This is a genomic window from Microcystis sp. LE19-41.2A (assembly GCF_027530405.1).
GTDB classification, from domain to species: domain Bacteria; phylum Cyanobacteriota; class Cyanobacteriia; order Cyanobacteriales; family Microcystaceae; genus Microcystis; species Microcystis aeruginosa.
Genome location: NZ_JAPZQJ010000543.1, coordinates 1 through 10,229, shown reverse-complemented (window position 1 = coordinate 10,229; position 10,229 = coordinate 1). Strand labels below are relative to the sequence as shown.

Below are 10,229 nucleotides of genomic sequence, written 5' to 3'. Positions count from 1 at the left end.
TCCCCAACGTGATTCTCCATTTTTTTAGAGAAAGATAGACTCTCTCTCACCAACCGAGAAATCCTTTGTCGAAAGGTATTATTTAATCTTTCAATAGGATTAGTTTGACCAGTTTCTTGACCGACTGGTCGATGACGTTTACTAGGAATTACTGTCTTATAGGACTCCCAAAAGTCTGTGTAAGCAACTGCACATTGTCGGTAAACGCCTGGTAAACTGTCCCCAAAGTTTTTTGGCTGATTGACGACTCCTGTCTCCTAAATAGCAACAATAATTTCCCTTGTATTTCTATCAATTAACCGCCAAATATAAACCTTTATTGTCTTAGAAAAAACCAAAGACCACATCTCATCACATTCTCTAACCAATTTACCTTTTTGTTTGTCTGAAACCTTTATTTGACGGGGTACAGCCGCCAGTTTATTGTTGACATAATTTTGTTACCATGACCAACTTACCCCTGTTACTCTAGCAATTCCTCGTCAGTAAATTCGTTCGAGCAAGAGTTGATCAATTAATTGTTTGGTTTCGTCAGATACGGTTTTATTAGTGGGATTGATCACAAACTGACGACCACATTCTTTACCTTGACGTTTGGGTTTTCCCTTAGGAATAGAACCATTCTTGATCCTATGGTGAGAACCACAATTAGGACAGGGGAATAGAGGTGAACTAGGGGGTACTTTGTTCGGTGCTAGACTGATATTTGAGTAAGCCAGACAGGAGCCAGAAAAAGATATTTATCAGAAAAGTCATGCTCAAGCTAGAGGTTTAAAGACTGAGCGGGTTGCAATTATTTTTATTAATAAATATTTAACACAATTCATACCAGGTAAGCAAGAGGGCTACGCCACTACTACCGAATCATTACCACATCGGTTACTTTTTTTCTGGTCCAGAGGGCGAGAATTGTCAGTAAAAGTCAACCCATCACTCCCGCTAAAGGATTTTTATCGATTCCAGTTAATCGATAAAAGCAGTACAATTGTATTTAATTAACTGTCCGACGTTTAATTTATCGTACTATTCCCCTGTTCTATTGTTCGCAGTCTTTTTAAAATTCTTGATTGTGTTGGGTTATTTCTAATTTTATTAATATCTTCATCAGTAAAAACCATACTAAATAATAACCATATTAATTCTTCTTTCTGATCGCTGCCACTAAATCCTCCTAGAATAGCGTCTAATCTTCTTTGATAGTTCTTTTGCGTTCTTTCCAGTGTATATCTCCCGATTAATTCTTCGATGTATTTTTGAATAGTAAGTATTTGAAAACGATCAAATTCATGTCTGGTATCATCATACAGTATAGTTTTCTCCGATGCCAATTTCTCGTCGAAAGTCTCCATAATAGATATTTGAAATCCTTGGTACAACTCTAATAGCTTTTTGATCAGACTGGAGACAGGATTAATTGTCGATGGGCTAAATCCACCCATTACTTGGTCAATTTGTTCTAAATTAGGGTTTAAGGAACTAATAATAAAACCAAAGACTAGAGCAATGATTAAACCCACATATACATCATCCTCAATCGAGCTTAATAGAGAAAATATAAATTGAATGAGATAGTATAAGAGTATTGATATAACAATTTTGACAGTTAATAAACGAACAAAAGAATTTAAAAAATCCTTTTTTAAATTGGGAAATAAATGACGAATCCTAAAAGCTGAGAAATAGCTAATTCTAGTTTCAACTGCTACTCCAATAATTATCGCAGTCACCACAAAAGACCACCGATGTCCTTCCACAAATTTTTGTATTTCACTAGAAAGGTCGGTGGCGGCAGCTGCCTGAGAATCTACCAAAAATAGGTAATGGGTGAATGAACTGAAAAAAGGAAACTTATCTAATTCCGTTAGAACCTGACTACAAAATACCATTTACCCTGAGCCAACGAGTTTTCCAAGTGGGAGTAAAGATTTCGTAGTTTTTTTGTTTATTGACTTTGATATAGCCTTTGTCCTTTAGTTCTTTTAATTTATCTTGTAAGTCAGCTTCTCCAACTCTATCTGTTTCAATTTTAAAGCTTACGACAGTGGCAGCCCTAACTTTGAGTAAATCAGATAAAAGAGACTTCTCCTCGGAGGTTAAATAATTGTCAGACTTAGCTGAAGTCCCAGAATCACCCTTATAAGTGTCATTGTCTTTGGACTTAGAAGGAAATATGTCAAGCATTCTGTTTTGTGTAGTTTATAAATACACTTCGACCAGTACATCTTGATCCTCAGTCATGACTCTCTGAGTTCATGACTGAGAATGACTGAGATATGTCTGAGTTTTTTGCGATAAAATAGAGATTGCGTCGATTGATGGAAGTTTATGGGGCGATCGCTTAAAGTAAAATCAGAATATATCCCTAGAGTCAAACAAGCAGTTAAACTCAATGGTTACGCAAGTCAAGAGCTGCTTGCTGAGGATTTAGGATTCGCAAAATCGACTATTAGCCTTTTTCTTAACGGTAAATCGATTAGTAATCTCAATTTTTATGAAATTTGTCAAAAATTAGCCCTTGATTATCGAGAAATCACTGACTGGGATGAGTTGGAGGAAACAGCTGCTGCCACGTCTGAGGATGAGGGAGAAAACCGGGCCGCGGATTTTTCCAAGTATATTGAACGTCCTCCAGTGGAACAGCTTTGTCTGGAGACGGTGAGTCAAGCAGGTTCATTATTGCGGATTAAATCAGCCAAGGGGATGGGTAAAACCCTATTAGTCGATAGAATTTTGAGTCAAGTTGACAAAAGAGAGTATAAAACCGTCAGTTTCAGTTTTTTACAAGCAAGTAAAGGAATTCTCGGCGATTTAGACCGATTGCTTTCTTGGTTTGCTTTGATTATTTCCAAGAAATTAGGGTTAGCAGCTCTCTTTCAGGAAAAATGGCAAGAAGGATTAGGACTTTATAGCTGTACTGCCTATTTTGAAGACCATTTGCTCAAAAAGCTGGATAAACCCCTAATTTTAGTTTTAGAGGAGATAGATAGTCTCTTTACCTATACCAGCGTTGCTGACGATTTCCTTAGTTTATTTCGTCTTTGGCACGAGGAGGCAAAAAATAATAATACTTGGCAAAAGTTACACTTAATTATCACCTATTCCACAGAAAATTATGTTCCTGCTGACCTGAATAAATCTCCTTTCAATGTAGGAACAGAAATCCTGTTACCTGATTTTACTCTAGAACAGGTCTTGATTCTAGCTAATAAATATCAGGCTAACTTGGGAAAAGATGAACTGCAAAGAATAATTAATCTTGTCGGGGGACATCCCTATTTAATCCAAAAAGCGATTTATGGGATTACCCAAAAACAACTGTCTTTAGCAGATTTTTTAGAGACAGCAGCCACGGAAGCGGGAATTTATGGGGATCATTTGCGAGGACATTTGCTAAACTTACAAGAACATCCAAACCTAGCAGCAGGAATGAAAAAGGTTGTAGAGTCCTCTTCTCCCGTTGATTTAGGTGCAACAATTAATTGGCAACTTCATAGTTTAGGATTAGTAACCTTTGTGCAGAATGCTGTTCAACCCCGTTATCCACTATACAGCGACTATTTTAGGTATCGCCTATCCTCCTAAAATCCAATATATAGCGTTTCCCAATCTCATGAGGTACACCAAAATCTTAACTCCTGACTCCTGACTCCTCAAAACCTAAGACTCTGTACCTCACAACTATGGGAATTGCTATATTTAGTTAAACTGTTGTACATCTAAATCTAATATTCGTTTTCACCTGTTCCCCGTTCCCCCATCGAACCCAGAACTTTAAATGCGGACTAGCTTAGGGACAGATAACCTTTGATTAAATTATTCATCGAACTTAACCAATCAGACAAATTGCTAATTTTAATCCTATGGCGACCAATTTTTATTATGTTGGAGGCAGCGTTCCCCTAGATGCACCTAGTTATATCAAGCGGGAAGCAGATGATATATTTTATGACTATCTAAAAAATGGACAGTATTGCTATGTGTTAAATTCCCGTCAGATGGGAAAATCAAGTTTGTGGGTACAGACACAAAAACGACTGAAAGAGGATAATATTGATTGTGCTACCATTGATTTGAGTGGTCTAGGAAAAAACCTATCCGAAGATATTTGGTATCGAGTATTATTTGAGCAACTGGTTAAACGATTTGATCTTTCTATTCGGGAAAAAGAGCAAACTTGGTGGGATGAACGAGCCTATAAATCAGCTATTAATCGTCTTGATCAATTTGTAGAGGAAATTCTCTTAAAGGAGGTATCCCGACCTATTGTTATCTGTTTTGATGAAATTGATAGCATTCTGAGCTTAAATTTTTCCACAGATGCTTTTTTTGCTTGGCTGCGTAGCTGTCATGAAAAACGTCCTCACAATCGTGATTATCAACGTCTAACCTTTTGTATGTTGGGGGTAGCGACGGTTTCTAACTTTATTCGAGATAATAATCGTGGTTCTTTTAATATTGGTCAAGATATTCGATTATCTGGATTTACTATAAGGGATGCCAGAAAACTTGCCGAGGGATTGCAGGACAAAGTTATCGCACCGCAACGGGTTTTAGAGGAGGTTATAGAATGGACAGGTGGACAACCATTTTTAACTCAAAAAATTTGTCATTTAATCTCCACATCTCGCCCTGGATTTGGCAAGGAATCCCCAGCAACCCCGATTAATGTCAGCGATTTTATCCAGTCGCAAGTAATTAGTAACTGGGTATCTCAAGATAGTCCAGAACACCTAAAAACTATTCGGAATCGTTTATTAAATAAGCGTGTCACGGGTAGAAGAATGCTGAAGCTTTACCTAGAAATTTTAAGAAATGGTGAAATTACCGATGATGGTAGTCTTGATCAAATAGAATTACGCTTAACGGGATTGGTAGTTCAAGACCGACAAAAGTTAAAAGTTTATAATAAGATTTATAGAAATGTTTTTAATGAAACTTGGGTGACAACGGAATTAAATAAAATCCCTCCATACATTGAAAAGTACGAAGTTTGGTTAAATTCAGGGGAAGATGACACTAAACTTCTTTCTGATCAAGATTTAGCAGAAGCTTTAACTTGGAGTAAAAATCAAGACCTTAATGAGTCAGAAAAGCGTTTTTTAGAGTTAAGTGAAATCGCAGCCAAACGAAAAGCACAGATAGCACGTCAAGGGGAAGCATATCAACTGGCTGAAAAACAATTAACGCCCAAATTTGAGGAGAATCAACGAGCAGCTTTAATTGAGGAAACTTTAGCTTGGACGGGTGGTAACTTGGAGTTAACGGAAATAGTTATCGGTTTGCTAATCGACAATAAAAATGAGTTGCGGGAAGGAGAAGAAAAACCAGTAATTGAACAATTGATTCAGAAAAATATTGTAGAAAATTGGTTACAAAATAAAGCGGCAGCCCATCTCTGGAAAATACAAAACAGTCTCTTAACTCCTGATAAAAATGTTAGGTCAACATTAGAAATCTATCAAGACATTTTGCAGGGGAGAGTCTTTGCTGATAATAAACCAGAAAAATTGGCACTTCAGCAAGCAGAATTAGTGATTAAAAATGATGAGTATCTAGAAGTGACCAATCGAATTTATAAAGAAGTATTTAATTTTAAATGGGTTAAACAAGAATTAGAAAAATTAGTTGATGTGGAGAATCCTCCTGCTGGTTTAACTAAAATATTATCTTTCTTGGCACTATTAGGCTTTCTTGGATTTACTTTTTGGTCATTCAAGACTCCTGAAAAGACTCCTAATGGCGTGGAGACACCCTCACCATCACCTAGTATTCCAGAAATTTGTGCTAAACGAGATTTTAATATTAGCTTAAACAGGACTATTCAACAACTGCAAGAATTGGAAAGGAAACAAGGTGATCAGTTTCCTGAAAAGTGTGGGACTCAATTAACTGAATTAAAGTTAATTCAGCAAGCAATAGGACTAGCTGCCAATAATTTTGTGGCTCATGTGCCGGGTAGAGAAGGTGGTTTTGAAATTTTGTGCAAAATCCCCCCATCTTCTGATAACTTTAAAGAAGCTCAATCTCGGGCAAAAATTTGGTATAAGGATAGAGCTTGGAAATCGGATATCGATCGAGCTTTGCAAGATAATCCAGATTGCCAAAAACTTATTGAATAAACATTAATTTTTCAATCACTAAATACCCCATCGCTACCCGTTAATTCCTCGGATAATGATACTCGGATTCCTTCCCTTCCCCGTGACCAAAATAAAAAGAATAGGTCAGAAACATTGAAGGATTGACTCCTTCTAACATGAGAGTAATTAACCTGTGGGTTCTTTTGACGTAAAACAATTATTTGCATATAATAGAGGAGATTGCCAATCATTAGCCAGAGAATTAAACTAAAAATAAAAGTAAATGCCATGACTACAATCCATCCAAAAAATTGAAAAGCGACTTGAGATATAGGACTATCCTGTGTTAATCCATTGGCAAATTCTCTCGCATCTTTATTACTAAAGAAACCCACCGCTATTGTTCCCCAAAAACCACAAAAAAGATGTACTGGAATTGCTCCCACTGGATCATCAATTACTTTAGTTTTAATTAAAAATTCTTCTCCTAATAAGACAGTAATGCCACTAATGCCACCAATGATAATAGCTGATCTGATATTAACATAACCTGATGATGCCGTGATCCCCACTAATCCCCCTAAAATGCCATTAATAATTGTGGATAAACTGGCTTTGCGACCGATTAAAGGATTAAGAATTAATGCCAAAACTCCCCCAGCAGCAGCGGCAATCATCGTGGTAGTAATTGCCATGGGGACATCATCCAAATTTACCGCCGAACCACCATTAAAACCAAACCATCCTAACCAAATAATTAAACAACCAAGGGTTGCAAATCCTAACTGATGGGGAGCAAAATTTCCCCTTTCTTTTTCTTCATAACAGTCAGTTTTGCAATTATAACCAAAACGTCCATCTCTCGGTTTTAGCAACCAAGCACCCACTAATCCGGCCATTCCTCCCACCGAATGCACCACCGTTGAACCAGCAAAATCTCGAAACTTAAATAAGTTATATAACCATCCTTCCGATGACCAAATCCAATGTCCTGTCAGAGAATAAGAAAAAGCGACTAAAAAGAAACTAAATAGCAAAAATGCCCAAAATTTAACCCTTTCTGCCACTGCTCCCGATACAATGGTCGCCGCAGTTCCCGCAAAAGTTAATTGAAAGAAAAATAAAGTGGCAATTGAACGACCTGGCCACAATTTTTGGAATTGAATGTATTGATTATTAGGGGTTAAAATTTCCAAGAAAAATCCTGTATCACCAGAGAAACTATTCCCTAGTGCTGATGTATTGCCAAACATTAAACCGAAACCAAACATCCAATAAGCCAAGGCAGAAACACAGAAGACAATTAGGTTTTTAGCCAAGACATTAGTGGCGTTATTAGTACGACAAAAACCCGTTTCCAGCATGGCAAAACCCGCATTCATAAAGAATACTAACGAGCCGGCTATTAACATCCAGAGATTAGCAACTAAATCCAGAGTAGAATTATTTAAATCTTGTGCTGTGACTTTGCCTACACCGATCAACAGCATGACGATAAGAGAGAAACAAAAAGATAGGATATTACGCAAACGCGGGCGATATTCTAGAAAAGATAATAATCGATTCATCGGCTATAACTCTCATGGGCAATTTCCCCTTTATAGTAATTGATTTAATCCCTTATCGTTCACTCAAAACTGCTTTTTTTCTGATCCAGATAGCGAGAATTGTCAGGAAAAGTAAACCCATCACTCCCGCTAAAGGATTTTTATCGATTCCAGTTAACCAATCGGGAACAGTACCAGTGTATTTAATTAACTGACCCACATTTAATATATAGTATGCCCAGATTAAACCCGCGTGCAGACCGATACTTTTACCCAAACTACCACCACAGGCGCGTTTTGCCCAACCGAGAATTAATCCTAGCAAGACTAAGGCAGGAAATTGGGGAAAAGTGCGGATAATTTCGGCTAAAGGTTTAATAAAGTGGGTAAGAGCGAAAATTAAGGCACTAATCACTAGAGCGATAGCGGGACGATAATCCTTTTCTAATTCTCCCAGTAACCAGCCCCGAAATAGCAATTCTTCGGCAAAACCCACCGCTAAAGCGACTAAAAACCCCTCCAGGATGATTTTGCTGATCTGGGGATTTGCCAGTAAGAAATTTAACCAACCTAGGAACGCTTGGGACAGAAAAAGCGAGAAAGTGAAAAATAAACCGATCGCCAACCCGTTAATTAACTCGATCGGCGTTTTTCTTCGCCAAATCAACCCATAATCGGCTAATCCCTCATCGCCATAAATTATCCGTCCCCACCAATGGGATAACCCCAAAAATTCCAGATAGAGAACAGAAAGGGTCAAAATTGAGACAAGATTGGCATTAGTGGCAAAAAAGTGATAGAGGGGAAGTGCGATCGGCAACCAGAGAAAAAGTAAGAGCAAAATAAAAATTCCCAGTCGCAGGGGGACTGGGTAAGTGGCAATTACCCGCAATCTTTTATTCATCGGGTTCGATACTGCTGGTTAAACCTTTATTTTTCAAGGTTTCACAGTAAAATTCCGCGTGTTCTTGGATGCAGGTAATCACCAAGGCCGTACCATTAGTGTGCGCTTCCATCATGATATCGACTGCTTGGGGTTGCGTCATACCGGCGATCGTTTGCATTAAACTCTGAACCACATACTCCATCGAGTTAAAGTCGTCATTGTGGAGTAAAACGCGATAACGCGGTGCTGGTTTACGGATTGTCGCTGTGGAACGCTTTTCGATGACTTCTGTGGACACCGTGTCTCTCCTTTGAATCTATATCACAAATAAAGGTCAATTACTAATGATCATAATCAAAATTTCCAGATTGAGCTAGGCTTTTTCAGCGATCCGTGAGGGGTTGGGTGTTGGGGAGTGGGGGACAGCCACAGGAATGACATTTCTAGATGGATAGATCATAATTAAATTAACCCTGTAATTTAACCTTATTTCTCTATGTCTGCTGGCGAATTACAAAATCTCGATAAAAATATTCAACGCTTAAAAGAACAATTAGCGGGAATCCGCGATGCGTGGACAGGTGCGCGTCCAGAAGATAAAGTTCTTTTGCAGCAACGCATAAACGATAAGCGCACAGAAATTAAAAAATTTGAACGAGAAAAATGGGATTTAATCGCCAGCGAGAGTCAAGAATCGTCCTTTCCTGATGCCGAGGTAATGGTAGCAGAAATTGTCACAGAATTGACGGCAATTACCGCAGAACCACCCCCTGAACTTGCTTCTGTACAAATCTTAGAATCATTAAACCAAATTCTGGCTAAACTCAATCAACCAGAGCGATCGGCAGCAGCCAAATTAAAAGCGGCCCTATCTACTATACCCCCTTTTGTTTCCCTGACCTACGAAGCGGAATTAGATACTGAGTCAACTTTTAAGCGTTATTTTCCCACATTTAATCGTGCGATCGCAGGAGTGAAAAATCGTCTAAAAAAGTAAGTATTCCCTCTATCCCTAGTAATGTGGGCAAAAGTACGGTTAATTTTGTCGGGAGGGAAGATGAGTTAACCTTAATTCATCAGCAATTGCAAACAGAACAAGGGGTGATTGTTTGTGCAGTGGAAGGGTTAGGGGGAATAGGAAAAACCGCTTTAGCTTTGGAATATGCGAAACGATACCAACAGGAATACGCGGCACAATATTGGTTATCCTTGCGACTATCGGGTTTAGCAGAAGAAATAGTTAAATTAGCTGGTCCCTATCTATCTTTACCAGAAATATTGAAAAAAGAATCTTTAGAAAAACAAGTGGACTGGTATTGGCAAAATTGGCTACCTCAGCAGGGAAAATTATTATTAATTCTCGATGATGTCCCCAATATCGACCGAATTCCCGATCGAATGTTACCAAAAGATTCTAGGATTAAGATATTAGTCACCACTAGGGAAAGGTGTCTTAGTACGGAATTTGAGTCTATAGCTTTAGATGTTTTACCCTTAGATAAATGTGTGGAATCGCCAATTCAAAAATGAAACGCATCAACCTCAAGAGTTGACAAAGAAAGGCTCATCAGGTAGTGTCTGATCATTAACAAAAACAAATCAGACCCAAAAATGAGCCACCAACATCTTAACATAGAACAAAGAAACTTGCTCTACCAACTTAGTCAGGAGGGAAATTTATCTCAACGGCAAATGGCCGTCTGGCTCGGATGTCAT

At 38.2% G+C, this 10,229-nt stretch carries 10 protein-coding genes and 1 pseudogene; 5 read left to right on the top strand and 6 right to left on the bottom strand.

Translation table 11 applies throughout. The features are described 5' to 3' along the window. The 3 genes and pseudogenes from O9290_RS22765 to O9290_RS22755 all read right to left on the bottom strand — a co-directional run. Positions 1-704 (bottom strand): annotated as a pseudogene (locus tag O9290_RS22765) (IS1 family transposase); the annotation flags it as partial. Positions 705-1,010: 306 nt separating this feature from the next. Beyond that, on the bottom strand, positions 1,011-1,886 hold the full coding sequence (locus tag O9290_RS22760) for a hypothetical protein (protein ID WP_288059344.1): 876 nt from the start codon (positions 1,884-1,886) through the stop codon (positions 1,011-1,013). Next, on the bottom strand, positions 1,873-2,181 hold the full coding sequence (locus O9290_RS22755) for a hypothetical protein (RefSeq protein WP_002738432.1): 309 nt from the start codon (positions 2,179-2,181) through the stop codon (positions 1,873-1,875). The genes O9290_RS22760 and O9290_RS22755 overlap by 14 nt, the downstream gene beginning before the upstream one ends. Positions 2,182-2,325: 144 nt before the next feature. Here O9290_RS22755 and O9290_RS22750 point away from each other — a divergent pair, with 144 nt between their 5' ends. Together O9290_RS22750 and O9290_RS22745 are read left to right on the top strand one after the other, a co-directional pair. Beyond that, entirely contained in the window at positions 2,326-3,582 is a 1,257-nt protein-coding gene (locus O9290_RS22750) for an AAA-like domain-containing protein (protein WP_288059342.1), read from the top strand. Between the two features lie 278 nt (positions 3,583-3,860). Continuing rightward, on the top strand, positions 3,861-6,119 hold the full coding sequence (locus tag O9290_RS22745; RefSeq protein WP_288059339.1) for an AAA-like domain-containing protein: 2,259 nt from the start codon (positions 3,861-3,863) through the stop codon (positions 6,117-6,119). An 11-nt stretch (positions 6,120-6,130) separates the two neighbouring features. Here the strand turns inward: O9290_RS22745 and O9290_RS22740 are convergent, their stop codons facing one another. The 3 genes from O9290_RS22740 to clpS are packed head-to-tail and all read right to left on the bottom strand — an operon-like array spanning position 6,131 to position 8,811. Beyond that, the gene (locus tag O9290_RS22740; protein WP_288059337.1) at positions 6,131-7,648 is read right to left on the bottom strand and encodes an ammonium transporter; all 1,518 of its coding nucleotides are present in this window, start codon (positions 7,646-7,648) and stop codon (positions 6,131-6,133) included. A 52-nt stretch (positions 7,649-7,700) separates the two neighbouring features. After that, positions 7,701-8,531 carry a CPBP family intramembrane glutamic endopeptidase gene (locus O9290_RS22735; RefSeq protein WP_288059334.1) on the bottom strand — a complete coding sequence of 277 codons (831 nt, stop codon included), beginning with the start codon at positions 8,529-8,531 and terminating at the stop codon, positions 7,701-7,703. After that, entirely contained in the window at positions 8,524-8,811 is a 288-nt protein-coding gene (clpS, locus tag O9290_RS22730; protein ID WP_002738526.1) for an ATP-dependent Clp protease adapter ClpS, read from the bottom strand. Before clpS ends, O9290_RS22735 begins: the two co-directional genes overlap by 8 nt. Positions 8,812-9,009: 198 nt before the next feature. Here clpS and O9290_RS22725 point away from each other — a divergent pair, with 198 nt between their 5' ends. From O9290_RS22725 to O9290_RS22715, 3 genes are all read left to right on the top strand, one after another. Continuing rightward, complete coding sequence (locus tag O9290_RS22725) at positions 9,010-9,510, top strand: hypothetical protein (protein ID WP_288059332.1); 501 nt, start codon at positions 9,010-9,012, stop codon at positions 9,508-9,510. 23 nt (positions 9,511-9,533) lie between these two features. Continuing rightward, positions 9,534-10,043, top strand: a complete 510-nt coding sequence (locus tag O9290_RS22720; protein ID WP_288059329.1) for an NB-ARC domain-containing protein — start codon at positions 9,534-9,536, stop codon at positions 10,041-10,043. Positions 10,044-10,124: 81 nt separating this feature from the next. Beyond that, the coding region (locus tag O9290_RS22715) for a helix-turn-helix domain-containing protein (RefSeq protein ID WP_288086851.1) at positions 10,125-10,229 on the top strand (105 nt) is incomplete at its 3' end.

Coding starts and splice junctions, on each gene's coding strand:
- O9290_RS22760 (WP_288059344.1), bottom strand. CDS start 1,886: ATGGTATTTTGTAGTCAGGTTCTAACGGAATTAGATAAGTTTCCTTTT.
- O9290_RS22750 (WP_288059342.1), top strand. CDS start 2,326: ATGGGGCGATCGCTTAAAGTAAAATCAGAATATATCCCTAGAGTCAAA.
- O9290_RS22740 (WP_288059337.1), bottom strand. CDS start 7,648: ATGAATCGATTATTATCTTTTCTAGAATATCGCCCGCGTTTGCGTAAT.
- O9290_RS22735 (WP_288059334.1), bottom strand. CDS start 8,531: ATGAATAAAAGATTGCGGGTAATTGCCACTTACCCAGTCCCCCTGCGA.
- O9290_RS22725 (WP_288059332.1), top strand. CDS start 9,010: ATGTCTGCTGGCGAATTACAAAATCTCGATAAAAATATTCAACGCTTA.
- O9290_RS22745 (WP_288059339.1), top strand. CDS start 3,861: ATGGCGACCAATTTTTATTATGTTGGAGGCAGCGTTCCCCTAGATGCA.
- O9290_RS22755 (WP_002738432.1), bottom strand. CDS start 2,181: ATGCTTGACATATTTCCTTCTAAGTCCAAAGACAATGACACTTATAAG.